At 72.8% G+C, this 25,442-nt stretch carries 21 protein-coding genes; 9 read left to right on the forward strand and 12 right to left on the reverse strand.

All coding sequences use genetic code 11. The annotated features are described in order from the left end of the window. Position 1 precedes the first annotated feature (1 nt). The 6 genes from BJY14_RS02570 to BJY14_RS02595 are packed head-to-tail and all read left to right on the forward strand — an operon-like array spanning position 2 to position 8,186. Positions 2 to 1,348: a hypothetical protein gene (locus BJY14_RS02570; RefSeq protein WP_179842099.1), complete on the forward strand. Its 1,347-nt coding sequence runs from the start codon at positions 2 to 4 to the stop codon at positions 1,346 to 1,348. Further along, entirely contained in the window at positions 1,345 to 4,038 is a 2,694-nt protein-coding gene (locus BJY14_RS02575; protein ID WP_179842100.1) for a hypothetical protein, read from the forward strand. Before BJY14_RS02570 ends, BJY14_RS02575 begins: the two co-directional genes overlap by 4 nt. Next, the gene (locus tag BJY14_RS02580) at positions 4,038 to 5,174 is read left to right on the forward strand and encodes a hypothetical protein (RefSeq protein WP_179842101.1); all 1,137 of its coding nucleotides are present in this window, start codon (positions 4,038 to 4,040) and stop codon (positions 5,172 to 5,174) included. Before BJY14_RS02575 ends, BJY14_RS02580 begins: the two co-directional genes overlap by 1 nt. Next, complete coding sequence (locus BJY14_RS02585; RefSeq protein WP_179842102.1) at positions 5,171 to 5,755, forward strand: hypothetical protein; 585 nt, start codon at positions 5,171 to 5,173, stop codon at positions 5,753 to 5,755. The genes BJY14_RS02580 and BJY14_RS02585 overlap by 4 nt, the downstream gene beginning before the upstream one ends. Before the next feature lie 33 nt (positions 5,756 to 5,788). Further along, entirely contained in the window at positions 5,789 to 7,060 is a 1,272-nt protein-coding gene (locus tag BJY14_RS02590; RefSeq protein ID WP_179842103.1) for a hypothetical protein, read from the forward strand. A 1-nt stretch (position 7,061) separates the two neighbouring features. Continuing rightward, positions 7,062 to 8,186, forward strand: a complete 1,125-nt coding sequence (locus BJY14_RS02595; RefSeq protein WP_179842104.1) for a TRAFAC clade GTPase domain-containing protein — start codon at positions 7,062 to 7,064, stop codon at positions 8,184 to 8,186. A gap of 25 nt (positions 8,187 to 8,211) precedes the next feature. Here BJY14_RS02595 and BJY14_RS02600 read toward each other — a convergent pair whose 3' ends face one another. Both BJY14_RS02600 and BJY14_RS02605 read right to left on the reverse strand, forming a co-directional pair. Beyond that, complete coding sequence (locus tag BJY14_RS02600; RefSeq protein WP_179842105.1) at positions 8,212 to 9,777, reverse strand: serine/threonine-protein kinase; 1,566 nt, start codon at positions 9,775 to 9,777, stop codon at positions 8,212 to 8,214. 449 nt (positions 9,778 to 10,226) lie between these two features. Beyond that, positions 10,227 to 11,099: an AraC family transcriptional regulator gene (locus BJY14_RS02605; protein WP_179842106.1), complete on the reverse strand. Its 873-nt coding sequence runs from the start codon at positions 11,097 to 11,099 to the stop codon at positions 10,227 to 10,229. A 193-nt stretch (positions 11,100 to 11,292) separates the two neighbouring features. On the opposite strand from BJY14_RS02605, the gene BJY14_RS02610 reads away from it, so the two are divergent. Next, entirely contained in the window at positions 11,293 to 12,033 is a 741-nt protein-coding gene (locus BJY14_RS02610) for a phytanoyl-CoA dioxygenase family protein (protein ID WP_218905020.1), read from the forward strand. 185 nt (positions 12,034 to 12,218) lie between these two features. Beyond that, positions 12,219 to 13,013, forward strand: coding sequence for a LamG domain-containing protein (locus BJY14_RS02615; protein ID WP_179842108.1), 795 nt, complete (start codon positions 12,219 to 12,221; stop codon positions 13,011 to 13,013). 356 nt (positions 13,014 to 13,369) lie between these two features. On the opposite strand, the gene BJY14_RS02620 is transcribed toward BJY14_RS02615, so the two are convergent. From BJY14_RS02620 to BJY14_RS02650, 7 genes are all read right to left on the reverse strand, one after another. Then, positions 13,370 to 14,464, reverse strand: a complete 1,095-nt coding sequence (locus BJY14_RS02620; RefSeq protein ID WP_179842109.1) for a TIGR03857 family LLM class F420-dependent oxidoreductase — start codon at positions 14,462 to 14,464, stop codon at positions 13,370 to 13,372. 139 nt (positions 14,465 to 14,603) lie between these two features. Then, entirely contained in the window at positions 14,604 to 16,331 is a 1,728-nt protein-coding gene (locus BJY14_RS02625; RefSeq protein WP_179842110.1) for a SulP family inorganic anion transporter, read from the reverse strand. Continuing rightward, positions 16,328 to 16,660: an ArsR/SmtB family transcription factor gene (locus BJY14_RS02630; RefSeq protein WP_179842111.1), complete on the reverse strand. Its 333-nt coding sequence runs from the start codon at positions 16,658 to 16,660 to the stop codon at positions 16,328 to 16,330. Before BJY14_RS02630 ends, BJY14_RS02625 begins: the two co-directional genes overlap by 4 nt. Then, complete coding sequence (locus tag BJY14_RS02635) at positions 16,660 to 16,842, reverse strand: DUF3073 domain-containing protein (protein WP_179842112.1); 183 nt, start codon at positions 16,840 to 16,842, stop codon at positions 16,660 to 16,662. Before BJY14_RS02635 ends, BJY14_RS02630 begins: the two co-directional genes overlap by 1 nt. A 155-nt stretch (positions 16,843 to 16,997) precedes the next feature. After that, positions 16,998 to 20,249, reverse strand: a complete 3,252-nt coding sequence (locus tag BJY14_RS02640) for a DUF4132 domain-containing protein (RefSeq protein WP_179842113.1) — start codon at positions 20,247 to 20,249, stop codon at positions 16,998 to 17,000. Between the two features lie 116 nt (positions 20,250 to 20,365). Then, positions 20,366 to 21,154: an alpha/beta fold hydrolase gene (locus BJY14_RS02645; protein ID WP_179842114.1), complete on the reverse strand. Its 789-nt coding sequence runs from the start codon at positions 21,152 to 21,154 to the stop codon at positions 20,366 to 20,368. A gap of 18 nt (positions 21,155 to 21,172) precedes the next feature. Continuing rightward, complete coding sequence (locus BJY14_RS02650; protein WP_179842115.1) at positions 21,173 to 21,796, reverse strand: LysE family translocator; 624 nt, start codon at positions 21,794 to 21,796, stop codon at positions 21,173 to 21,175. Positions 21,797 to 21,905: 109 nt separating this feature from the next. Between BJY14_RS02650 and BJY14_RS02655 the strand changes: the two genes are divergently transcribed. Next, positions 21,906 to 22,853, forward strand: a complete 948-nt coding sequence (locus tag BJY14_RS02655) for a LysR family transcriptional regulator (RefSeq protein WP_179842116.1) — start codon at positions 21,906 to 21,908, stop codon at positions 22,851 to 22,853. A gap of 27 nt (positions 22,854 to 22,880) precedes the next feature. Here the strand turns inward: BJY14_RS02655 and msrA are convergent, their stop codons facing one another. The 3 genes from msrA to BJY14_RS02670 form a co-directional block, all read right to left on the reverse strand. Continuing rightward, a complete protein-coding gene (gene msrA / locus BJY14_RS02660; RefSeq protein ID WP_179842117.1) occupies positions 22,881 to 23,390 on the reverse strand; it encodes a peptide-methionine (S)-S-oxide reductase MsrA in 510 nt (169 codons plus the stop codon). 127 nt (positions 23,391 to 23,517) lie between these two features. Continuing rightward, positions 23,518 to 24,285, reverse strand: coding sequence for an NAD(P)-binding domain-containing protein (locus BJY14_RS02665; protein ID WP_179842118.1), 768 nt, complete (start codon positions 24,283 to 24,285; stop codon positions 23,518 to 23,520). Further along, entirely contained in the window at positions 24,282 to 25,346 is a 1,065-nt protein-coding gene (locus BJY14_RS02670) for a threonine ammonia-lyase (protein WP_179842119.1), read from the reverse strand. Before BJY14_RS02670 ends, BJY14_RS02665 begins: the two co-directional genes overlap by 4 nt. Between the last annotated feature and the right edge of the window lie 96 nt (positions 25,347 to 25,442).

Genomic DNA, 25,442 nt, shown 5'->3' on the forward strand with positions numbered 1-25,442 from the left:
CGTGAGCGACCCCGAACTCCCGAGGCCCAAGCTTCCGCCGAAGCTCGACGGGCCGCCCTACCAGCTGCCCGCCGGCGACCCGGACCTGGACCTGGACGCGGTCTCGACCCTGGGCGCCCGGCCGGACGGCGAGGCGCCCGGTGACGCGCCCCCCGGCGCGACGGCGGCCGACGACTTTCCCGCCGACCCCCCGTACGAGCCGCCCGCGACCGGGACGGGCGAGGACCTCGGCCCGGCGTCCCCGCACCGGCCCCGCGAGCCCGGCCCGCCGGACGGCCCCGACCGCACCATGGTGTGCCCGTACTGCCTGAGCGAGTTCGACTGGAACAGCGCCCCGCTCGTCGACCGCACCGTGGAGGGCGAGGAGATCGCGCTGACGCGGGAGCCCGGCGAGAGCGACGTCCGCTGGCGCACCCGGACGATGCACGCCTGGCGGGTCTGCGAGGCCACCGGCAAGGACCACTTCGTGCCCGCGTCGCTCGGCGGCATGACCGTCCTGATCGTCGGGATGGTCGGCACGTCGGGGTCGGGCAAGTCGCACCTGCTCGCGGCGATGACGGAGGAGCTCGACCAGTCCGCGCTGAAGATCTCGCACCGGCTGGACGTGCTGCCGCTCGACCCGCGGCTGCAGCGGGAGCTGTTCACCAGGAACCGGTTCGACCTGCTGCGCGACCGCAAGCCGCTGCCGGTCACCCGCCGGGCGCTGAGCCCGGAGTTCACCTGCGCCTACCGGATCACCAGCGGGCACACCGGCGAGCAGTACGCGCTGCTGATCTTCGATGTGCCGGGCGAGATCTTCAGCCAGGGCCACACCCGCGACGACACCCCGTTCATGAGCATCGCGGACGGGCTGATCTTCGTGGCGGACGGGACGGAGCTGGACGTCCGGCACGGCCGGCACACCGGCGACCCCGGGTTCACCGCGGTGCTCAGCCACATCGACCACGTCCGCGCCGGGCAGGGCCTGGAGTTCCTGCCGCTGCCCGCCGCGCTGGTGATCGCCAAGTCGGACACGCTGCGCGCGTTCAAGGAGGTCGACCGGTGGCTCGACCGCCGGGACGACCTCGCCCTCGGCACGGTCGAGGAGGAGTCCGAGGACGCCTACGCGCTGCTGCGCTCGCGCGGCGCGGGGTCGTGGCTCGTCCCGGTCCAGAAGTGCGAGGACGCGACCCTGCACTTCGCGTCGGCGACCGGCGTCGGCGTGGACATGGAGAGCGGCGAGTACCCCGAGCAGTCGTTCCGGCGCCAGCGGGTGCTGCGGCCGCTGCTGGCGCTGCTGGCGATGAAGGGCGTGCTGCCGCGCGAGGTGCTCGGCGCGCCCGCGGACCGGGAGGTGGCGGCGTCGTGACGACCGGTCCCCTTCCCGCGCCCGGTCGCGTCGACCAGATCGTCTTCGCCTGGTCGGACCGGCTGCTGGCAGGCGGCCGCGGCCTCGGCCCGGTCGCGACGTCCCTCGGCGCCGACGGGCTGCGCGTGTGGAACGAGCGGCTGGCCGGCGGCGACGTCGCCGTCGGGCAGTGGCTGTCCGGCGCGCCCGAGTGCGCGGCACTCGGCGCGCTGCGGTTCGGCCGGAAGGGCGAGCACGGCGCCGCGCTGCGGCTCGTGCCGGCCCGCGACCCGAACGGCCGGCCCTCGCAGCTCGTGCACGCGCTCGTCGGCTCGGCGTCGGTCGTGAACGCGGCGCTGGTGCTCGGCCTGCACGACTGGCCGGAGTGGAGCACGCCGGAGCGGCTCGCCGCGACGCCCTCGGACCTCGAGGCGCTCGAGGCGGCCGCGCTGCGGGCGCGCGCCCGGGCCGGGCTGGACGAGCCGTCCGTGCGCCGCGACGCGCTGGCCGGCCTGCTCGCCGGGGTGCTCGCCGCGCCGTGCGACTCCTACCTGGCCGAGATCTCCCCGGACGACGTCGGCCTGGTCGCCGCGCTCGTGCGCCGGCTGGACGGGGTCGCCGGGGCGGCGCCGCTGACGATGCTGCTGGGCGCCCAGGTCACCCGTCCCGAGCTGCGGCCCCGGCTGCTGGCGGTCGGCCTGCCGGACGCCAGGAACGGCCGGACGCCGCTGACGGCCTCGGGCGGCACCGACCCCGGCGTCGCCCGGGTGGCCGGGCTTCTCGCCGACCTGCCTCCGGCGTCGCTGACCCGGCCGCGCGCGCCGCTGACGACCACCGCGGCGCTCGCGGACTGGGTGGAGGCGGAGCACCAGCGGGCCACCGGCGTCCTCGACCTCGTCGACCGGGCGATCGCGGGCACGCTGGACGAGCCCACGCGCCGCTACCTGAACGGCCGGGACGGGCAGGAGCGGCTGCGCGCCGAGCTGCGGAACGCCGGCATGGCGCAGCTCACGGACCGGCTGCTGCGCTGGACGAAGGCGAACCCGTCCGGGCTGTCGGAGGCCGCCCGGACGCTGCGGCAGGTCGCCGCCGACCGGTACCTGACGGACGCGGGTGAGGACCGCGACACCGCCGACCGGCTGCTGCAGGCCGCGCGCCGCATGGACCTCACGGCGGCGGAGGCGGGGCGCGTCCTCGCGAACTGGTACGCCGGGCTGCCGAAGGTCACCTCGGCGGACCAGTACAGCGCCGTGTACTTCGCGCTCGGCGTGGGCATCGACCCCGCGTCCGACGGCACCTTCGCCCGGCTCCTCCCCGGCATGAAGGCCGCCAGCCTGCTGGAGTGGAGCAGGGTGCTGGCGCCGAGCGACCACGTCAAGGCCGCCCTGCACTTCATGCGCGCCGCGTACCGGCAGTGGGGCCGCGGGGACCGGAGCGGCGACGACGGCGTCCGCGCGCTGATGCGCGAGACCGAGATGTTCCACGAGACGATCCACGACATCGTCTCGCGCTGCGGCCTGCGCACGGATGACGAGAACGAGCTGTACCGGACCGTCGTGCACCTGGCGTACGGCCACCCCGTCACGGACCTGGCCCCGGTGCTCGGCGCGATGCCCGCCGACGCGGAGGCGACGCAGTTCCGGCCGTGGGCGGCGCTCGCCGACGTGCTCGCGGGCGACCGCGCCCACGTGTTCCAGCTCGCCGCGCAGGCGCGCCGCCGGAAGGCCCCGCCGCCGGTGCTGGAGGACATGCTGGGTGTCCTGTCCACCATCGACCTGATCCAGGGGCTGGCCGAGCAGTCCGGGCAGCCGGGCCTCCTCGAACCCGTGTGCCGGGTGGTGGGCAAGCGCACCCGCACGCCCGCCGAACAGCGCGCGACCTGCGACGTGGCACTGGCCGGACGGTTCCTGGCCGGCCTGGTGGAGGGGGCGTGGCCCGACGAGCCCGGCAAGCGGTTCCGGGCGTACTCGTTCCTGCTCCAGGCCGTCTACCAGGCCGGCGACCGAGCGGACGGCGGCGGGCTGACGCGGGACGAGGTGGACGAGCTGGTGCGGGCCGGCGGCACGGGGCCGTTCCTGCTGGCCGTGGTCGCCCACGCCGGGCAGGACGCGGTCGTGCCCGCGCTCCTGCACGCGGCTCACCGGCACGCGGCCGACCTCGGCCTCCCGTCCGAGATCGCCGAGTTCGCGTTGCGGGGGCCGCACCGGGCCGCCGAGGCGCGGGCCGCTGGAAGGACGTCCACCGGCCCCGCGCACGCCGGAACGGCGCAGCCGCGGTACGCGCAGGACACGCAGCCCGCACACCAGGGGCCGCCGGTCGGCGACGGTCCGTCCCGCACCGCGACCGCGTACCCCGAGCCGTCGAGTCCGCCGCCGCGCTTCAACCCGCCGCCCCCACGCCCGGACGGCTTCCCGTCCGACTCCGAGCAGGAGTGGACGGACGACGAGCGGCACCCGATCATCGTCTGGATCACCGGCCGCACCGTCCAGGAATGGGCGATCGCGGTGATCGGCGTCGGGGCTCTCGTCCTGCTCTGCCTCCTGCTGTTCGGCGGCTCGGACGAGGCCCCGCCGCGGCGGCCGGTCGCCCCGACCGTGACCGTCACCGTCGCGCCGTCGGCCTCCCCGACTCCCCCCTCCTCGACGACCGGCACCGGGACGCCGTCCGGCGGCGACCGGTCCCCGCAACCGACGACAGAAAAGACCCCCTGATGGCGCCTGGAGCGACGACCAGCCCGACCGAGCCCCTCACCTCCGACGACATCCTGAGCGGCATCAGCGCGCGGTTCCACCGGTACGCCGACCGGGCGCTGCACGACTCCCCCGGTGACGCCGCCAGCGGCCCTGCCCTGCTGAAACGCCTCGCCGACGACCTCGCCCCGGCCGGCGGTCCGCCGCCGGCCGGCGTCGACCTCGTCACCGCCTACCCGGCGGACGCGCTGCTGCCCGACCCGCCGCCGCGCCGCTGGCTGGAGACCGCGCTGTTCTGGGGCCGGTTCTTCCAGAACGTACTCGTCTTCGCACCGATCGTCATCACCTGGTGGAAGCTGCACGACGCCCTGAACGCCTACGGCCGGACCCACACCGAGGGCTCGTTCCTGCTCGGCTGGCAGGCGGGCTCGTTCGACCCCGACCACATCCGGCGCGGCGTCCAGGACTTCGCGCCGCTGTCGGAGACCGCGTGGTGGGTCGTCCTCGCCGTCCTCGTCGTCATCGGGTTCACCGCCCTCGTGACCACCTGCGAGAACCTGCTCGACCGTCCGCGCTACGAGGCCGAGCGCGTGCAGATCGCGCAGGACCTCGCGCTCGCGTCGCACCTGCTGTCCGGCGCCCGGGACGGCCAGGTCACCTATCGGGACCTCCAGGCGCTGGTGCAGCGGATGGAGACCAGCGTGGGCGGGCTCATCGGCCGCCTCGCCGGCACCGCCGAGGACGTCCGCGCGGCGCTGGAGGGCAGCACCGGCAAGCGCATCGAGGAGGCCGTCCAGACCTGGATCGACAAGGCCGAGTCGCTGGAGCGGGCGATCGCGAGCATGCAGGCGCCCGCCGAGACGCTGGAGCGCTTCCGGAAGCTGCAGGACGACATCATGGCCGGGCAGCGCGAGCTGCGCGCCGAACTGGCCGCGATGGTGACGCAGGTGGAGCGGGCGACGCTCGCCACCACCGACCACGCCGAGGCCGCGCAGCACTACCAGGACGCCGGCAACGAGGTGCTCGCCGACGCCGTCACCCGGCTGTCCACCGGCACCGACCGGTTGTCGAAGGCGCTCGAGCAGCTGGAGTACCTCGTCGACGACACCCGCGAGTTCGTCGCCTACGTGCGGCACGACGGCGGTGCGCACCGGTGACCGGGCCCGCGAGGAGGCGCGCGTCCCGGCAGGGCCGGCGGACCTCCCGGTTCGCCGCGGCGCACCTCGCCGGCTGGCTGTTCGCCGACCTGATGCTCGTGCTGTTCCTCGTCGCCATGGCGGTGCAGCCCCGCGCGCAGCTCACCACCGGCCTGCCGGAGCAGAAGAAGCCGCTGCCGTCCGGCCCGCGCGTCCTCGGCCAGGACTTCTGCGACTTCCTGATCCCGGTGCAGGCCGAGGGGCTCCTGTCCGGCTCCGGCGGGGCCCGCGCCGACCTGCTGAAGAAGGTCGACGAGGCGCTTCGCGGCGAGCACCCGTCCTGGCTGTACGGGGACGAGATGCGGCGCAAGGACGCCCGCGCCGCCTGCCTGGAGCAGCTCGGGCAGAAGCTCCAGGTCGGCTTCTTCCTCGCCTACGGCGCGCGGAACGACACCGGCAGCGGCGTCACTCTCGGCAGGAACGCCGCCAAGGCCGTCAAGTCCGGCAACCCGCGGTTCCGCGAGGCGATCTACCGGGCCGCGTGGACGGGCGGGGAGGGCGACGGCTCCGTCCAGCTCGTCGTCTTCTTCTACCAGAACTGATCCCAGAGCTGATCGACACAGGGACGTGACGGGGTGACCACCGAAATCGCACTGCTCGAGACGCCGTCCGGCGAGGGACGCGTCGAGTTCGCGCTGACCCTCGACCAGGGCAGCCGGGTCGGCGCCCGCTACAGGAGCCATTACGGCACGGTCCGGCCCGCCGGCGGGGGCGCCGAGGTCGAGTGCGTGTACAAGGTCGCCACCGGCGCCATGGGCAAGCGCGTGCTGAGCAACGAGGTCGCCGTCTGGGGCGGCCTCCGCATGGAGGACGTGCGCGCCGACCAGTTCGGGACGCTGCTCGGCTTCGACGTCGACTCCCCCGACGACCCGGCGCGGCTGGTGCAGACCCGGCGCGGCCGTCCGCTCACCGGGACGTCCCCGCTCACCGCCGAGCGGCTGCGGCAGCCGGCCCACGACCTGCTCACCGCGCTCCGGGTCCTCGCGGACAACGCCTACGCGCTGGGCGAGCTGTCCCCCGGGATGCTCCTGTGGGACGGCAGGCGGCTGCAGATCGCCGACCTCGGCAACGCGGTCGGCCAGCCGGACGACCTGCGGGCGGCGCGGGACGTGCGCGCGGCGGCGGGGCTGCTGTTCTGGCTCGCGTCGGGCGAGGAGTCGTCGTTCGGGCCGGACGGCGCGGGGCCCGCCGACGAGGCCGAGCTGCGCTGGCTGGTCCGGCACCACCCCGACCTCGGCATGGTGCTGCGTCCCGTCTTCGACGAGGAGGTCCCCACGGCCGCGGAGGTGCTGGCCCGCATGGAGGGCTGGCCCCGCTCCGGCGACACGACGGAGCGGGAGGCGCCCGGCGGACAGGACTCCCCCACCGAGCAGGACGTTCCCGAGGACGACGACACGCGGACCGTGGAGATCCACGCCACCGCCCATGCGGCGCGGGCCGGTCGGACCGCACGCTCCGCGCGGGCCGAGCCGGCGGAACGGGCCGAGCCGAAGCCGCCGCCTCCGGCCCCTCCGGCCCCTCCGGCCCCTCCGGCCCCTCCGGCGACGGGCGACGCCTCGCGCGCCATCGAGAACTACCGGAGGGAGAAGCAGTGGCTCGGCCAGCGGAGGCACGGCGCGCCCGCGCACCCGTCCCGGGGATCCGCGCCGCCGTTCCGTCCGGGACCGGGCACGGGGCCGGAGCCGGGTGCCGGACGGCCGGGCCCCGCGCAGGGGGTCGGCGTCCCCTCGCTGCCCCGCGACTTCCCGTTCCGCGTCGGCGACGACGGCAGGCGCCGACCGCACCCCGCGCTGGTGTGGCCCGTGGTGTTCGTCCTGGTCGTCCTCATCCTCCTGGTGGTGTTGTGACATGATCGCCCCGCCCTGGCAGTCCGGCTCCGCCGCGTACCCCGGTCCGGAGCCGCGCGCCCGCACGCTCTGCCCGTACTGCCTCAACCACCTCGACTGGTCCGACTACGGCGAGGTCCCGCTCGTCAGGAACACCCCCGACGGGCCGGAGGTGCTGACGCGGGCCCCGGACGAGCCGGAGGTCCGCTGGCGGCACCGGACGCTCGGCGCGATGCGGCAGTGCCACGGCGACGGCGACCCGCACTTCCTCCCGGCCGACTACGGCGACCTGGACCCGCTCATCATCGGGCTGGTCGGCGCCAGCGCGGCCGGCAAGACCCACCTGCTCACCGCGATGATCGCGCAGCTCGAACGGCGCAAGGCGATGCTCGCGCCGGAGCTGCGCATCGAGCCGCTCGACGGGCACATGCGCCAGCGGTTCTACGAGGACCGGATCCGGCCGTTCCTGGAGCAGCGCCGCGTCCTGCCCGCCACCCGGCGCTCCGCGCGGGCCGAGTTCGTCTACGCGCTGCGCGTGTCCAGCGAGTACACGGGGCGGACCCACGCGGTCGGGTTCTTCGACGTCCCCGGCGAGCACTACCACCGGTACGAGTACGAGGACACCCCGTTCCTCAGCCTCGCCGACGCGATCCTCTACGTCGCGGACGGCCAGCAGCTCCGCACCGGCGACGACTGGAACCCGTGGGTGCCCGACCCCGGCTTCACGCACGCGATCACCCAGCTGCTGCACACCCGCCAGACCCGCGACGGCCTCCTGCCGCCCAGCGCGATCGTCGTCGCCAAGTCCGACATGCTGGCCGGGCTCGACGGCACCGTCGCGCACTGGCTCGCGCGGGACGACGAGACGGTGCTCGGCGACCTGCGCACCGCCGAGGACGAGAACGAGGCCGCCTACGCGTTCCTCGACCGGCACGGCGCGGAACTGTGGCTCGCGCCGTTCCACTCCGGCTCGCCCACCACCCTCCACTTCGCGTCCGCGTCGGGAGTGGCACCGATCCCGGAGGAGGGCGTGTTCCCGCACCAGAACTTCCGCCCGACCCGGGTCCTGCGCCCGCTGCTGTCGCTGTTCAGCGCCACCGGGCTCGTCCCCCGGATCGACACCGAGGAGCCCGGCCAGTACCTGTGAGCCTCCTGCCCGCCTGAGCGGCCGGTCAGCGCCGGTGCGGGCCGTTCCCGCCCGCGGCTCGCCAGGCGTGCGGGGCCAGGAGCTGCGCCACCACGAGGTCGGCGCGCCCCTCCAGAGTGGCGGGGTCGGCCGCCTCCGCGAGCCGCAGCCGGTCCGGCCACCACGGGACCTCGCGCGGCACGGCCGCGGCGAGCGCGCGGACCCGCCCCGCGGCGTCGGCGAGCAGCGTGAGCTCCGCCGCCCACGCCCACAGCATCGGCCACTCCCGCGCGGACGGCAGCTCCGCCGGCGGCCGTCCCGGACGGCTCCGCAGCACCCGGCCGCGCAGCCAGCTCAGCTTCCCCTCCGCCCGCGCGACGATCTCCGGGACGTCCGCGTGCACCCGGTCCAGGACGGCGCAGCGCCCCCGGCAGCCGGGATGCCCGCAGCGGTGCCGGGCCGCGTCGGCCAGCACGCCGCCGTCCACCACCTCCCGCAGCAGCTCCCGGTCGGCGGGGCCGCCCCGGGCGAGCCCGAGCAGCCCCCGTGCGTCGATCGGACGGCCCTCGTACCGCGGCGTCACGTCCGGGATGACCTGCGCGGTCAGCCTGATCAGCGCCCGCCGCCCCCGGTCGCCGCCCAGCCCCCGCAGGTAGCGCACGTCGGCGGGGTCGGCGCCCTGCCGGACGAGCCAGTCGGCCAGCCGCCCGCCGTTGCCGGCCAGCCAGGCGGCGCCGTCCCGCCAGTTCCGCTCCAGGTCGTCGGCGAGGCCGCGGACGTCCCGGTAGGTGCGGCCGTTGAAGCGCGGCGGCCGGTGCTCGTCCGCCACCCACGCCACCACCTGCTCGTACGTCCAGCGCCGCGCCGGGTCGACGACGAGCAGCCCCTCGATCAGCCGCCGCCACTCCGGGTCGGTCACGGCGTCCAGCGCGGGCCTCCGCCCGGCGCGCAGCAGCTCGCGCACCCGCGCGGACGGCGCCCCCTCGTACGGCGTCCGCCCGAGGAGGAGCTGGTAGGCGATGATCCCGAGGGCCCACCAGGCGGCCGGAGCGCCGCGGCGGCCCCGCGCGGTCTCGGGCGCGGCGTAGGCCCAGGTGGTCAGCAGCCCGCCGGGATCCCGCCCATGGACCCGGACATTGCGAGCAATGCCCCCGAAGTCGCCGATCAGCAGTTCGTAGGGACTCCGGGACCGCACCAGGATGTTGGCCGGTTTCACGTCCGTGTGCGTCAACCCCATGGCGCCCAGCCAGAAGTTCAGGCATTCGGCGAGTTCGGCGACGATCGCCCGCAGCTCCGCGTCGCCGAGCGGGAGGGCGTCCCGGATCAGCGCGTCCAGCGAACCGTGCGCGCAGTACTCCTGCGCCATCCAGCCGACCTCGGCGCCGTCCACGGAGAGGTTCCCGTAATCGTGGATCCGGGGGACGTGCCGGGTCGCCTCCAGCCGCCCCAGCAAGACGAGCTGGTCGGTCTCCAGCCGCGAGTCCCGGTGCACCTTGACGACGACCAGGTCGGCGCCCGCGCACCCGCCGTCGAGCGGCTCCGCCAGGTGGACGACCGACTCGGCGCCGACCGCCTCGATCCGTATCGGCCGGAATCTCTCCCGCAATGCCACCGGAAAGTCACCGGCCTCCCCGGCGCCACCGCCCAGCCCCAAAGATCGACCCTTTCCCCGTCCACCCCGAATGCCCCCGATCCTATGGCGGCGAACCACCCCGAAATGGGTCCTGCGACGCCGTTCCCGAAGGGTGGCCGCCGACCGGCCGGGCGCCCGCGGGAGGTGGCGCAGGCGTCCGCACGTCTCAAAGGAACACTTGTGTTCTCATGCTATAGGGTCGGCCCGTGGCGAGAGGGGACGTGATCGTCGGCCGGTACCGGTTCGATGAGGAGATCGGCCGGGGCGGGATGGGGATCGTGTGGAAGGCGCACGGACGTCGAACGGCGGACGCGCGTCCTTCAGGTCGCCGAATCATCGAAAGGGCGCTCAAAGAAACGCTCTGAGGCGCCCCTGAATGCGGCGATGCCTGCTGCTGCGCCTTGGCGGGCCCGACAGGCATGAGTGTGCTAACCGTCGGGGCGGAAACGGGTGCGGTAGGCGGCCGGGCTGAGAGCGAAGAAGTGCCGGAACCGGCGGCTCGCGTAGTTGGGATCGTGCCAGCCGACGAGCCTTCCGATCGCTGCCACGGGCATGTCGGTCTCGATGAGGAGTGCCGCCGCGCGCTCTGCTCGCAGCCTGCCCAGGTAGGTCATGGGCGGAACTCCGAGATGCGCGGTGAACATACGAGTCAGGTAGGGAGGCGACAAGTTCACGGTGGAGGCGAGGTCGTCCAGATTCCAGGCCCGCTGGATGTCGTTCTCCACGAGCTGCGCCGCGGCCAATACCGCGGGGTGGACATGGTCGGTTCGTTCGCTGTCGGCGTCCGTGGAGCCATGTGGCACTACGCCGCCCAGAAGGCAGAGCAGGATCCCGACCCGCACGGCGTAGACGGGTCCGGGATGAAGGGCCGGATCCGAACCGGGCTCGCCCGCGGTTTCCGCCAGGCCGGTCTCGACCACGCGTAGCGCGGTGGGGTCGAGCCGCAGCGGGTGACCGGTGTGGCGCCCGGATCGGCCGGCGATGCGCACCGAGCGGCCGAGGTGCGGGGCGGCGCGCATCCAGGCCAGCTCGCGCCGAAAGGCCTCCGGGCTGACATACAGGTTGTAGACGGTCAGGCGGTCGCAGTCGTGGTAGCCGTGCCAGTCGCCCGGACGGAGCATCGTCAGCGAGCCGCGGGCGAGAGGCTGCTCGCCCGCCGCCGAGACGTGCGTGGCGGTGCCGCCCGTGACGACGGCGAGCTCGATGAAGTCGTGACTGTGGGAGGCCGTGTCGCTTCGCAGCTCGAACCGCTCGGCGGCGATGGGCGGCCGCCCCGGCGGAAACACCTCCGCGAGCCGCACCCGATGCACCGGGCCTCCTCAACCGACGTTCGTCAAGATCGTGCTACAGCTGTCGGGCTCTCGTGCTAGCCGCACGGTGGAGGCTGCGGCGACAGTTGTCGAGACGGCGACCCCCCACAAGGCAGGGAAGACGGCCATGACTGTAGCCGACGGCGAACCCCGTACAACTCCGGACAACCTTTCCCAGGACGCCGTGTCAGCGTATCGCCGTGACGGTTTCGTCCACCTGCCCGGGGTGATCTCCCGGGCCGACGCGGCCAGATTCGCCGAAGCGGCGCTGGCGGCCCGCAGCACCGTCCGGGACCACCACGAAGGGTCGGTCTTCACGCAGCTGCTCCAGCTGTGGCGTCACGATGAGACGCTGCGCGAGCTCACCCTGGACCCCGGCCTGGCGGCCATCGCGGCCCGGCTGGCGGGGATCCCGCTGCGTCTGTGGCACGACCAGCTGCTGATCAAGGAGCCGCGGAACGGGGCCGCGACAGAGTTCCACCAGGACCAGCCGTACTGGCCGCACGCCGGTTCACGGCATGCGCTCTCGGCCTGGGTGGCGCTGGTGGACGTGCCGGTCGACCGCGGTTGCATGACGTTCATCCCGGGCTCCCAGCACCTGGACGGCCTGCGACCACAGGATCTGTCCGACCATGCCGACATGTTCGCCGTGGCGCCCGAACTGCTGTGGGAGCGGCGCGTCACGGTCCCCCTCCGCGCGGGCGACTGCACGTTCCACAACTCACGTCTCGCCCACAGCGCCACGCCCAACCTCACCGGCGACCCCCGGATCGCCCACGTCATCATCTACGCGGACGCGGACCTGACCTTGGCGGCCGAACCCGCGCACCCCGTCACCGACCCGCTCGCCCTGACCGTGGGCGACCGGCTACCGGACGACCATTTCCCACGCTTCGCCAAAGAGCCACCCGCGCCGATAACGTGAACAAGAGATAACTGTTTCAGTAGACCGGGACGCGTGATCATCTAGGTTCTATAGTGTGCCGGATGACCCCCACTCTGATGGCGCGAAGGGCCGCCGCCGTACTGGCAACGGCTTTCGTATGTGTGCGGCTCGCTTCCGGAGTATCCTCGGCCGCCGACACATTCCCCTCGCAGGACGCCTGTGCGGTGACGAACAACAACACCCCCACCGGCGACTGCGGACCTTTCGTCCAGGTCTACGCGGAGAACTTCAACGGCGGCGACGTCCCCGTGGGCGCGTTCAGGACGTGCGCCGGCGACGGAGACTTCCGCTGCGCCGGGCTCAAGACCAACTACGCGCACTACTACGACACGCTGGGCGCATACCCCTCGGGCTGGCCGGACACCGCCACGAGCGGCGCCGACGGGAACGGCGGCCGGACGTTCGGCGGGTACTACCGGCCGGAGAAGGCCGTGAGCGTCTACACGGCGTCCAACGGTGACGGCCAGATGCGGGTCCACATGACCTCCGACGGTTCCGTCAACTCCGTGGCCGCCGTCGTTCCCCGGAAATGCATGAACCTGCGTTACGGGAAGTTCACCGAACGGTTCATCGTCCGCACCCGCACCCCCGGCTTCAAGATGGCCCACCTGCGCTACACGCCGAACGAGGTGGATTATCCGGAGGCGGGCGGGAACTTCTCCAGCGACCCCGTGAGCGTCTTCACGCACGGCTTCGCCGAGTCCGGCGCCGACGTGGCGCCCGGCACCGCGTGGACCTCGTGGCACACCTACTCGACAGAGATCGTGCCGGGCTCGCTGCGGTTCTACCTGGACGGCGAGCTCGTCAAGACGGTCAACGCCGACTTCCCCGAGGCGGCCGACTGGGTCCTCCAGAACGAGAGCGCGCTCGCCGGCGCCTACGCGGCCGCCGGAGCGTCGGTGGACATCGACACCACGTGGCTCACCTGCTACAAGTACGTGGCTCCCACGTCCCACTGATCTGCGGCCTTCCGGGAAAGCCGATCAGAACGCCATCCTCGAACGAGGATGGCGTTCTGCCTTCACGAGACCTTGTCGAGAGAGCCGTGATCGCGGATCGCGGCACAGGAACGGGCGGCCATGGCGAGGAACATCTCGTCGCCGCGTTCGGTGGGAGTGCCGTAAGCGCAGCCGAGCACCGTGATCAGGGGGCCTTGGAGAAAGGCGAAGACGTAGTCGTCCCAGCACTGCCCAAGGAGTAGCCGGTCACACCGTGCATCTGCCCGTCCCGCCCGGCCGTCATCGGACGCCGGTCACCGGCGCGCCGAGCACTTCGCTCAGCCAGGCGGCGTTGAGCCGGGTGGGTTCGCCGCCGGTCACGAGGCCTCCGCGGGGGCACGGCCCGGGTTGCGGGGCAGGCCGCCGAACCGGTCAGCGGGTCGCATCGCCCGGTAGGCGTCGATGATCGGGGCCAGTTCGGCGGGGGTGGCGCCGTGCAGGATGACGCTGTCGGCGCCGGCGTCGAACTGGGCGAGGACGCGTCGCGCGCACCGTTCGGGAGGGCCGGTCGCCGCCGCCTCCAGCCATTCCTGGGGAAGCAGCCCGGCGAGGTGGCGGAGTTCGCCCGGCGTGGCGAGCGCGTCGAAGGCGCCGGGGTAGCCGTCGACCAGGTCATCGGCGCGGAAACGGGCCAGGCCGGCCGGATCCCAGCCGTTGACCCGCACCAGCAGGTCCCCGTAACCCTGCAGGTAGGTGGCCAGGCGACCGGCGAGCTTGCGCAGGCGGGCCTCCTCGTCCAGGTGGTCACCGACCGTGGCCAGGACCGACCACACCCGTACCGAGGCGGGGTCGCGGCCGGCCGCCGCGGCGCCCCGGCGGATCGAGGAGACCGCACGGGCCAGGGTCTCGTCGGTGAAGAAGGTGTGCAGGACGACCCCGTCGGCGACCCGGCCGGCGAACTCCAGCGTGCGCTCGCCCATCGCCATGAGCATGACCGGGATGTCCTCGCGGAACGCGGAGTCCTGGCTGAGGTACGGATAGCTTCCGGCGGGGCCGTCGTGCCCGACGACCGCCTCTCCCCGCCACAGGCGGCGCATGATGCCGATGAAGTCGTCGAGCTGGGCCTGGGTGACGCGGCGCAGGCCCATCACGTCGAAGAGCATGTCGAAGCCCCGGCCCAGGCCGAGCGCGAACCGTCCGCCGGTCATCCGGTGCATCGTCGTGGCGAGCGTCGCGGTGACCAGGGGGTGGCGGGTGTTGTGGTTGGTGGCCGCGGTGGCGATGCCGATCCGGGTGCCGGCCGCCGCCGCGGCTCCCGCCAGCACCGCCGCGTCCTTGGTGTTGAAGCGCTCCGACAGGAACACCGATCCGAGCCCCATGGCCTCCGCCTCGGCGACCTCGCCGAGCAGGTCGCGCGGGGTCCCCGAATGCCCGGCCAGTCCATAGCAACCGAGCTCTGGCAGGTCGTCCACCACGGCCCTCCTCCGCCTGCGCCGGCCCTCGACCGTACCTGAATTGGACACCTGTCCGAAAGCCTGTCCAGGTTCGGGATGCCCGGCAGCGCGCCGGCCCGCTCGGCGGTAGCTCAGGCCCGGGCGCCGCGCCAGGAGGTCAGGTGGACGGCTTGGGAGTGAGACGGGGCTGTTCCGCGGAGCCGGCGAGTGGCAGGACGCCGCTCGTTCGCAGGTGGGCGCGGGCGTAAGCGATCGCGTCGGGCGTGGTGGGGAAGACCAGGCCGTCGCGGCGCAGGTGCTCGGCGACGCCGAGGGCGGCCAGGATCTGGTCGTGGCCGGCTTTGACACCGGAGACCAGGACCGTGATGCCGCGGTCCTCCAGCCGGGTGATGGCGTCGCCGAGGACGCCCGCGCCGGTCGCGTCCAGAGCGGAGATCCGCGACATCCGCAGGATGACGATCCGGACGTCGCTGACCTGCGTCAACTCCAGCAGAAAGCGGTGCGCGGCGGCGAAGAACAGCGGGCCGTCGAAGCGGTAGGCGACGATGTGCTCGTCCAGCAGCCGCTGCTCCTCGGCGGGTTGGTCGCCGTCGCGGTCGCCGCTTCTGAGGGGGACCTCGTCGAGCCGGCCCGAGGCGGCCACGGCGCGCAGCGCCACCACGACGGCCAGCGCGACACCGACGGCCACCGCGGTGATCAGATCGAACACCACGGTGACCGCGAAGGTCAGGACCAGGACGACCCCGTCGCCGCGGGTGGCCCGCGCGATCGCGCGCAGCGACCCGACCTCCACCATGCGGACGGTGGTGGCCAGCAGCACCCCGGCGAGCGCGGCCAGCGGGATGCGGCCGACCAGGTTCCCCGCGGCGAGGACGATGAAGGCCAGCACGGCGGCGTGGGTGAGGGCGGCCAGCCTCGACCGGGCGCCGGCCCGGACGTTGACGGCGGTGCGCGCGATCGCCGCGGTCGCCGGCACCCCGCCCAGCACCGGCGCGGCCAGGTTGGCGACGCCCTGACCGAACAGCTCGCGGTCGGGGTCGTGCCTCTCGCCGACGCTCATGCCATCGGCGACCTTGGCGCACAGCAGGCTCTCCAGCGCGGCCAGCGCCGCCACCGCCAGCGCCGAGGGCAGCAGCGCCATCGCCGCACCGGCGTCCAGGAATCCCAGGGACGGAGCGGGCAGCCCGGACGGCAGCGCACCGATCCGGGCGACGTCCAGAGAGGCGGCCTCGGCGACCAGGGTCGCCCCCACGATGCCGATGAGCGAGAAGGGGACCGCCGGACGCGTCCGGGCGCCGGCCAGCATCACCGCGGCGACCGCCACCGCCATGGCCGGAGCCGCCGCGGTGGGATGGCCGGCGAACCGGACGGCGGCCTGCCCCGCCGACTGCCACACCTTCTCCGCGTGCGGGCCGGTCACCCCGAGCGCGGCGGGCACCTGCTGGAGGGCGATGACCACGGCGATGCCGGCGGTGAACCCCTCGATGACCGGGGTGGGCAGCAGGGCCGCGAACCGTCCCGCGCGCAGCGCGGCCATCCCCAGCAGGATGAGCCCGGCCATCAGCCCGACCATGAGCACGCCGCCGGCCCCGTGCCGGGCGACGATCGGCGCGAGCACCACCGTCATGGCGCCCGTCGGCCCGGACACCTGCAGGTTGCTGCCTCCGAACACCGCCGCCAGGGTGCCCGCCACGATCGCCGTGACCAGCCCGGCCTGGGCACCGAGGCCGGAGCTGATCCCGAACGCCAGGGCCAGCGGCAGTGCCACCACCGCCACGATCAGCCCGGCCGTCAGGTCCCGGCCCGCCGACCGCCGCGCGGGCGTCCAGTCCGACCGGCGCGGCAGCAGGCCGCCCAGCCGCCGGGCCGGAGAGGCGGCGGTCACGGCGTCTCGGCCATGAGCTCGTCCAGCAGCCGCCCCTGATCGGCCAGCAGCTCGGTGAGGATGCGCCGCGCCGCGCGCATCAGTTCCGACACGTCCCCGCCGGCCAGCTCGTACATCACCGTCGCCCCTTCGCGGCGCGCGGTGACGATCCCGGCCCTGCGCAGCACCGCCAACTGCTGGGACAGGTTGGACGGCTCCACCTCGATCGCGGCCAGCAGGTCCCGCACCGGCATCGGCCGCTCGCACAGCAGTTCCAGAACCCGCACCCGCACCGGATGCCCCAGCGTCTTGAACAGCTCGGCCTTGGCCTGGAACAGCGGAACCGGCATCAGCGATCTCCGCCGGAGCCGTCCGGACCGCCCTGCGTCTCCTCCTCGCCGTCCGGGACCTGTGACGGGGAGGGGCCGACGTCCAGCTCCCGACGCAGTCGCTCAAGATCGCCGCCCACGCTGCCGTACTTCAGCCGCCGCGCGACCTTCACCTGCTTCGCCTTCGCCCGCCCACGTCCCATGACGTCGATCTCCTCGCTCTGTGACCCGCCGCACGGGCACGAACCCACCACCGGATTGCAATCCTACCAAATTGAAGAATTCTTCAACTCTTGAATCCCGCCCGCCCTGCTCGGTCGACGCCGGCACTCATGCGCTTCCGTGATGTGCGGCCGGTTCAGGGGGAGACGACCGCGGTGAGGTCGGCGAGCACTTCGGAGGCGGTCACCGCGTCCAGTTCGCCGAAGCTGTGAAGTGCCGCCCCGGACGAGCTGTGGGAGAAGTACTCGGGAGCGGGGTCGGCGCCGACCCAGACCGCCTCGATGGTCTGATCGCCGGACTCGCTGACATGGCCCACATACAGCCCTGTGGCGAGCGTGACGACGACGTAGCGGCCCTCGCCGACAGGGCGGACGAGGCACGAGATCCCGCCGTCGGAATCCACGGGGCCTCGGTACCAGCCGCGCCGCTCCAGCCGGAGCACGTTGCCGAACGGCACCGTCACCTTTTCGAACCGGGTCAGCCGGGCCGCCGCCTTCTCCTCGCCGGTGAGCGCGTGCACTTCCCGTCCGAGCTGCGGGAACGGCTGCAGGATCTCGTAGTCGGCGAACAACTGGGCCCAGGCCGGCAGCGCCTTCCCGAGGTGCAGCGGGTGCGCGATGGCGATGACGGCGTCGTCGGGCACCGCGACGGCGTCATCGTCGACGCCGGCGAACGTGCGGTCCTCCGCGAGCCGGAACGCCGTCACGGTGTCGCCGTGCTCGGCGATCCACACCAGGCGCCACGCGATGTGCCACACCAGCGGATGTCCGGCGAAGAACTCGCGGAACTCCGGCAGCGGCCACCGGCGTCCCGTCGTCATCGACCGTTCGAGGCGCTGGAGCTGGAGCCCGGCGACGGCACGGACGTCCTTCTTCAGGTCGGTGAAGCGCCGGTGGGCGGCGGGCGCCAGGGCGGCGTCATCGCGCTGCCCGGGTTTGGGCAGGGACGACCGATGCTTCCCGGCCTGGTCGATGACGTACGGCCTGAGCGCCTCGTCGAATCCGGCGGTGAACCGGCGCGGGCCGTAGTCGAGGACGAGGGTGCCGTCGGCGTCCAGCCCCAGGTCGGGGACCAGGCGGTCACCGAGCTGCTCGGTGGTGAGGCCGCGTGCGGCGGCGATCTGCTCGACCTTCTCCTGCGCCCGCTGCTTCAGCGCCTTGAACTTCGCCTTCTGCGCGATGGCATGGATCTCGCGCAGCGCGAGGTCGGACCCGATCGCGGCGAGCACGTCGAGCCCGCGCACCGCGTGGTGGTGGCCGCCCTCCCCCGGCCAGGTCCGGACCATCGGGACGAGCTCGCGCACGGTCGTGTCGTCCCCGAGCCAGGCCAGCGCGGCGAACTGCCAGACCTCACGGGGTTCGGCACCGTTCTCACGCCAGTGCCGGAACAGCGCCCAGCCGAAGCGGGACAGCGAATGCTCGTCGCACGCGTCCAGGACGCCACCGAGGTCGGGATCGGGTTCGGTGGGCGTGGACATCGCCAGCAGCGCGAGCAGGTTCCGCACGGCGGACACGGGCAGCGCGCGCCCCCCGCTCCGCAGCAGAACCTGCGGCAGCACTTCTGCGTTCACCGCCAGGTGCGCGGGTGGCTTCTTGCGGGGACGCGACGCTTCGTCCGGTTCCGCGTCCAGGGCGGTCCTGATCGGCTCAACGGCTCGCTCGTCATGCGCACGCGCGAAGTCGAGGACGGCGTCCGGGCCTTCCTGGGCGGCGATGAGGCGCAGGGCGTGCTCGGCGGCCCTGCGCGCCTTGCCGGCGCGGCCGACCGCGGCCGGCAGGAGGTAGGGAAGCGCAGCGCTTCCGTGCCGGGTGAACCAGGCGGTCGCTGCACCACGCGCCGTCGGGCTCCGCTGCAGCCAGTCCGCCATCGCGTTCGCGACATCGCCGTCGAGGAAGGGCAGCAGCAGTTCGGCGCCGTTCGCGGGCCGCGCCCGCGCGTAGCCGAGCGCGACCGGGAGGGCGTCGAGCTCGTACCGAGCGATGATGACGCGGAGCCACGAATCCGGGTCGTAGGGGTGCCCTTTCCTGCCCAGTCCCTGCTCGTGGCGCCAGTCGGGCTGCCATTCGGCCAGGACGGGGCGGACGAGGTCTTCGGGCCCCGCCGCCAGGACCGCGCCCTGCCAGTAGAGCATCCGGCCCAGATCGGTCGCCGGGGACCGGGCCTCCGCGACCCGCCGCGCCCAGCCCTCCGTGTGCGCGGCGGGGACCGGAACCCGCCCGAACGAGTGGCCCCCCGTAACAAGGGTGACGATCTTTCTGTTCAGCCAGTCGTCGCGTTCGTCCGGTGCCCACGCCATCGCCCGCTCCCGCGGAACCGGCAGGCCCTTGACGACGACCGGCTTGGCCTTCGGCTCCGGCCGCTCCCATCGTGGGACGGCCAGCGGGCGCGGCACCTCGTCCGCCGCCGCGTCCGGAGACCGGTCGTCGGCCGCCCACAGTTCCTCCACGACCGCGCGGCTCCCGGCGGGCAGGTCTGGGAGGACCTGCTTCGTCAGTTCCGCATGCGCCCGCAGATGGTCGGTCAGCAAGTCGCGTGCCTTGGCGTCCCCGGCCGACGCGGCCGCCAGGACGCGAATCGCGCGGACCGGGAATCGCCGCATGCTGTCCCGCAGCGCCGCCATCATGTGAAGGTTTCCCGCGCGCTCCAGCATCTGCCGGAACGTCTCGTCGCCGGGCAACCGGCTCAGGACGTCCAGCAAGCCTTTGCGGCGGGGCGCGCTGTCGTGAAAGAGATCGAACGCCTCGGCCATGAACGGGGCGATCGCAGGGCCCACGCCGTCCGCCAGAGTGATGAGGTTCTCGACGTAGTAGCAGTCCGAGACGGAGATATGGGCCCCGGCGCCGAGGATTTCGAGATGCTCGGCCGGGCCCAGTGACCGGAGCAGCATCTCCCGCGGCACGGAGTTCGCAGGTGCCGCGCAACATTCGGCCACCCAGTCGAGTTCGGTCGGGACGAGGTAGGCGGCGAGAATCCGCCGTGCCGGTGTTGTGCGCAGCCCAGCGAGAAGCGAGACGATGTGCCGGTATTCGGCGTCGTCGGACTGCGCGATGAATGCGCGCAGGCGCTTGAGCGCCTCCTCCTGCCGCGACGGGTCCAGGTGCGCTTTCTCGGCGCCGTGGACGGCCACGATCGCCGCCGCACCCAGCGCGCTCCCTTCGCTTTCCAGATGCTCGCGCGCCGCGGCGGCCAGAGCCGGGTCGGTCTTGGAATGGTCGAGAAGTTCCTCGATCCGGCCTGCGTAGCGAGCGAGCAGGTCGTCCTCGCGGACGTCGGCCGATGCGAGTTTCGGCCCCGGATGCCCGCCGCGTCGCGGATGCAGATGCCGCATCCACGACCTCGGCATTTCCAGGGTGTCCTCGTCCGGAAGCGCGACGCTCGACTTGATCATGGTGGGGAGCGTAGTGACGCCCACCGACACCCGCCGGCGGATTCGGCGCATTCGGTCTGCGGCCCCAAACGTCGCCGCCGAGCCCATCGTTTTGGCGAACTCGGCTCCACAGGCGCTTACGGCTTATGCGCGGTGGTGAGGAAGTCCAGGACAAGGGGGCTGGCGTGGGCGCGGAACTCCTCGAAGTAGGCGTGCCGGCCGTTGGGAATCAGGTGCAGTCGGGCGTCGGGGATGCGGTCGGCGATCAGGGGTGCGTTGGCGGCCGGATTCAGCAGATCGTCACTTCCGTGGACGACCAGGGTGGGGGCGCTGATGCCCGGAAGAAGGTCCCAGGCGTCGTGCTGGTTGCTGGCCACGAGGTGGCGGCGCCGTGCGTGGGCGGGCATGCGAGGGTCGCCGAGGGTGTGGTGGGGGCCGGGATGGGAGGCGATCCATCGCGGGGTGTACATCAACTCCAGCAGTGCCTGGCGCGCGGCCTCAGGCTGAGGTTGCGCCAGGGCTCGGCGGACGTCGTTGCCGCGTTCGACGCTGTGCGTGCCGCCGGGTGAGGTGCAGCCGAGGACCAGGGCGCCTACCCGGCGGGGGTGACGGGCCGCGATGTGCTGGGCCACTCGTCCGCCCATGGACGTGCCGTAGACGTCGGCCCGGTCGATGCCGAGCTCGTCGAGCACGGCGATGACGTCCTGGGCGAACAGTTCGGTGCTGTAGAGGGCGTCGGGCTTGTCGCTGTCGCCGGTGCCGCGGTAGTCGAGCGTGACCGTGCTGCGAGCGGGATGGAAGTCGGCACGAACCGCGTCCCACCAGTGGTGATCGTTGGCCTGGCCCGCGAGCAGGACCAGCGGCGTCCCCCGGCCCTGGATCTGGTAGGCGATGCGGGTCCCGTCCGGTGTCACGGCGTACGTCATCGGATTCCTCGCTCCCCCTCAGACACCGGCTGCCACCGCGGCGCCCAGCCCCAGCAGGACGACACCGGTGGTCACGCTGAGCCCCCTCAGGACGGTCGGCCGCGATACCAGGGCGCGCCCCCGGCCGACGGCCCAGGTGAGCAACATGTACCAGGAGGCGCTGACGAGCGCCCACAGGGCTCCCAGCGCGACGGTCGACAGGAACACCGGGCCTTCCTCGGTCACGAACTGGGGCAGCACCGAGATGGCGAACACGCCGGCCTTGGGGTTGCCGAGATTGGTGATCAGCCCGGTGAGATATCCGCCCGCGAAGCCGGTGCTGCGCTCGCCGTCGTAGGACGTGGGGGCGGAGACGGTGGTGAGCGCGGTCCGCAGCGTCCTCACCCCGAGGATCATCAGCACGATGCCGCCTGCGATCCGGAGCACCGTGTACGCGGCGGGACTGGCCAGCAGGACGGCGGAAAGCCCGGCCGCGGCGGCCGTGGACCACAGCACGAAGCCGCTGGCGTTGCCCGCGAGCGTGCCTCGGAGCGTGCGTTGGCCGCCGTCCAGAACCTGCCGGATCATCAGGGCCTGGCTCGCGCCTGGCAGCATCGCCAGCAGCAGGGTCGTGACGATGAAGACGGGCACATGCGTGGGCATGGGGAAGAACCCCTTCCGGGGAGCGCGGCCGATGGGTGCACCACCAGGCTTCCCGTCTCGTGCCCCTAAGAGAAGTTAAAAGGAAGGGGCCCAGCGTTAGGATTAGTGAATGCTGGTGGATCCGGGACAGCTCCGCCTTCTCGCCCTGATCGAGCGGCACGGCTCCCTGACGGCGGCGGCTCACGCACTCCAGCTCACGCCCGCGGCGGTCACCCAGCAGGTGGCCAAGGCCGAGCGCGACTGGCAGATGCCCCTGGTCACCCGCGGTCCTCGCGGAGCAACGCTCACCGCGGCCGGTGCGCTGCTCGCCTCCCACGGACGAACTGTGGAGGAGGCGTCGGACAGAGCCGAGGCGGAACTGGCCGCACTGCTCGGCCACCTCTCGCTCCGCCTGCGGATCGGGACGTTCCAGGCGGCGGCCCTGCACCTGCTGCCGCCGGCCCTGACGGCCCTGCGACACCGCCATCCGGCCGCCGACGTCTCCGTCATGGACGTGGTGTCCGGACGTGGAGTGGACGAGATCAGCGCGGGGCACCTGGACGTGGCCATCGTCGCGTCCTGGGGCAAGCCGCTCGCGCCGCCCCCGCACCTGCGGGCCCACTCTCTCTTGTTGGACCCGATGGTCGTGGTTCTCCCCGACGACCATCCACTGGCCAGCCGGCCCGCGGACGCCGAACTCCGCCTCGAACAACTGCGGAACGAATCGTGGGTGTCCATCCTGGCCGGCCATGCCGCCCGCGAACAGTTCCACGACGCCGCCCGCGAGGCCGGTTTCACTCCCACCGTGCGGTTCGAGACCGAGTCCTACGACGTCGCACAGGCTCTCGTCGGCACGGGGATCGCAGTGGCCCTGGTGTCACGCCTGGCCCTGACGCACGCACCTGGCACCACCCATCGCGAACTGGCCCACCCCAGGCCGTACCGCCAGCTCTACGCCGTGACCAGAACCGACGCCAGCCTCACACCACTCGCAGGCATGCTCATCGAGCTCCTCCATGACGTCGCACGCGACATCACCGCCACCTGGGAGGCTCCCCTGCGACTCCGCAACTCGTAGGCCACAGCCTCACGCCGCTCTGGGATGTCAGGCTTCGGCGGTTCGCTTGGGCAGTTTCCAGCCGGGACGGGGGAAGTGGCACGTGTAGCCGTTCGGGTACTTCTGCAGGTAGTCCTGGTGCTCCGGCTCGGCTTCCCAGAAGTCACCGGCGGCGGTCACCTCGGTGACGACCTTGCCCGGCCACAGGCCGGAGGCGTCGACGTCGGCGATGGTGTCCTCGGCGACCTTCCGCTGCTCGTCGGAGGTGTAGAAGATCGCGGAGCGGTAGCTCGCGCCGATGTCGTTGCCCTGCCGGTCCACGGTCGTGGGGTCGTGGATCTGGAAGAAGAACTCCAGCAGCGCCCGGAAGTCGGTCTGGTCGGGGTCGTAGACCACCTCGATGGTCTCGGCGTGAGACCCGTGGTTGCGATAGGTGGCGTTGGGCACGTCGCCGCCGCTGTAGCCGACCCGCGTGGAGACCACTCCAGGCTGCCGCCGGAACAGCTCTTCCATCCCCCAGAAACAACCGCCCGCGAGCAGGGCCCTCTCGGTCGTCATGTTCCTCGTCCCCCTCGTGTCCTTCGTCGGTGGCTACAGCAGGAGCCGCATCACAGTTATTCCGCGATGCCGCCGACCGCCTGTGGTCCCGCCGCGCGGACGGGGCGGTGGCACGACCGCTCCACTTTCACCCCGCAAGGTCGGCAAGGAGGCCATCCAGTGCCTGGGTGAGGGCTTCGGAGTTGGCAGGGGTGAACCAGGTGGTGCGAACACGCTCGTTGCTCCCCTTCGGGGTCTCGTGATCGGCTGCGAGTTGCCGCAGGGTCCGGTTCTTGTCGCTCAGGGCACGACCGACCTCCTGGAAGAGGCCGCGGACGTAGTTGTCCGCGTCGTCGGAGGCGATGCCGTGGCCCACGGCCCAGGTGGTGAGCGCGGCGAGGTAGGAGTAGTGGGTGGTAAGCGTCCCCGTCAGTGCGGAGAAGACGTCGAAGGCCGTCTCGTCCGCGACCGGGAGCGCCCCGCCCAGGCGCTCGAAGAAAGAGTCCGTCACCGGGTGGGACGGGCACGTCACCGTGACGGAGCGGCGTTCGCGTATGGCGGGCAGGGGGATGGCCCGTACGAGTTGGGCTTCCGTGGCCAGGGTCCTGCGCAGGTCGTCGTTGCCGACGCCGGCCATCACGTTGATCACGATCTTCTCGTCGGCCACCGCCAGGCCGGCGAGCGCTTCGTGCCGGTGCTGGCGGCGGACGGCGATGATCACGATCTCGGAGTGGTCCACCACCGCCTGGTTGCCGGGACACACCCGCACGCCTTGGTACCGCTCGGACAGCTCCGCAGCGGTGCGGGCTCCGCGAGGGGAGAGAAACACCTCGGGCGCGTCGTCGCCCCGGTAGTACAGGCCCTCCACAATGGCTCGGCCGATCTCACCCACCCCGATGATGCCGATGCGCTTCACTGTGCCTTCCTCCTTGGTGCGTGGTGGTCGTGGCCCGAGTCGTTCGGGATCGGTGACGATGTGCCGGTGTCGGTCGAGTCCGTGTCGAAGGCGCGGGTCCGGCCGTACGTGAGCCGGGTCGCCAGATCCCGGAACTGTTCGGGACGGGGGTTGGCGCCGGTCAGCACCGTCGCCACGCGGGCGCCGGGGACCGTGCCCTCGGCGATCGCCGCCAGGCCCGCCGCGCCCGCCGGTTCCAGGACGACGCCGAGCGTGCGCGCCGCCAGCTCCATGGCGTCGGCGATGGCCTCGTCCGTCACCAGGACCATCTCGTCCACGAGGGCGAGGGCGCGCCGAACCGAGGCCTCCGTCGGGTGACGCACCGCGATGCCGTCGGCGAAGGTGCGTGCGCGTTCGACGCGGACCGGGCGGCCGGCGCGCAGGCTCTCCGACATGGACGGAGCGCCTTCGGCGTTGACCCCCACGATCCGGGTGCCGGGAGCCTGCTCCTTCATCCAGCGCGCCACGCCGTTGATCAATGCGCCGTCGCCGACCGGGAGCACGACCGCGTCGAAGCCGGCCGGTGCGCCGCGGGTCAGCTCGGCTCCGATCGTCCCCGCGCCTTCGGCGATCGCCGCCTGGACGCCGTCCTGGAGGTGGACGCGGTCAGGATGGTGCTCGGCGTGGGCGGCCGCGGCCTCTCGCGCCGACGAGCCGTCCGGTCCCGCCGCGATGACGCGGGCGCCGAACGTCTCCATTCGCTCGCGCTTGCCGGGATTGACGGTCTCGGGCACGAACACCTCGACCGGCATCCCGCGCGCCCGTCCGGCGTAGGCGACGGCCTGCCCGAAGTTGCCCGAGCTTGCGCACACCACCGGCGTGCCGGGGGCGAGCGTGCTCAGCATCAGATCGGCGCCCCGGCCCTTGAAGCTGCGCACCGGGTTGGCCGTCTCCAGCTTCACCGTCACCGCGCGGCCGCCCAGCGCCCGGCACAGCTGCTCGTCGAGGTACTGCGGGGTGTCGAGGAACACCGGATCGATCACCTGTAGGGCCTGCTCGATCCGCGCCACGTCCAGGTCCATGCGCGCCACCTTTCGCCAAGGATCTCCGACCCGGCCGACGCTATTCGAACTCCCGATCGAAGCGATTGAGAATTCTTGCGCCAGGGCGCAATAATC

It is taken from the genome of Actinomadura luteofluorescens, from assembly GCF_013409365.1.
Classification (GTDB): domain Bacteria; phylum Actinomycetota; class Actinomycetes; order Streptosporangiales; family Streptosporangiaceae; genus Spirillospora; species Spirillospora luteofluorescens.

Excerpts from the sequence above, each read along its gene's own strand:
- BJY14_RS02630 (WP_179842111.1), bottom strand. The coding sequence starts at position 16,660 with ATGCCGGTTCCGCTGTTCCAGGCCAAGGCCGAGCTGTTCAAGACGCTG.
- BJY14_RS02670 (WP_179842119.1), bottom strand. The coding sequence starts at position 25,346 with ATGGACCTGGACGTGGCGCGGATCGAGCAGGCCCTACAGGTGATCGAT.
- BJY14_RS02650 (WP_179842115.1), bottom strand. The coding sequence starts at position 21,796 with ATGCCCACGCATGTGCCCGTCTTCATCGTCACGACCCTGCTGCTGGCG.
- BJY14_RS02645 (WP_179842114.1), bottom strand. The coding sequence starts at position 21,154 with ATGACGTACGCCGTGACACCGGACGGGACCCGCATCGCCTACCAGATC.
- BJY14_RS02580 (WP_179842101.1), top strand. The coding sequence starts at position 4,038 with ATGGCGCCTGGAGCGACGACCAGCCCGACCGAGCCCCTCACCTCCGAC.
- BJY14_RS02640 (WP_179842113.1), bottom strand. The coding sequence starts at position 20,249 with ATGATCAAGTCGAGCGTCGCGCTTCCGGACGAGGACACCCTGGAAATG.
- BJY14_RS02635 (WP_179842112.1), bottom strand. The coding sequence starts at position 16,842 with ATGGGACGTGGGCGGGCGAAGGCGAAGCAGGTGAAGGTCGCGCGGCGG.
- msrA (WP_179842117.1), bottom strand. The coding sequence starts at position 23,390 with ATGACGACCGAGAGGGCCCTGCTCGCGGGCGGTTGTTTCTGGGGGATG.
- BJY14_RS02595 (WP_179842104.1), top strand. The coding sequence starts at position 7,062 with ATGATCGCCCCGCCCTGGCAGTCCGGCTCCGCCGCGTACCCCGGTCCG.
- BJY14_RS02655 (WP_179842116.1), top strand. The coding sequence starts at position 21,906 with ATGCTGGTGGATCCGGGACAGCTCCGCCTTCTCGCCCTGATCGAGCGG.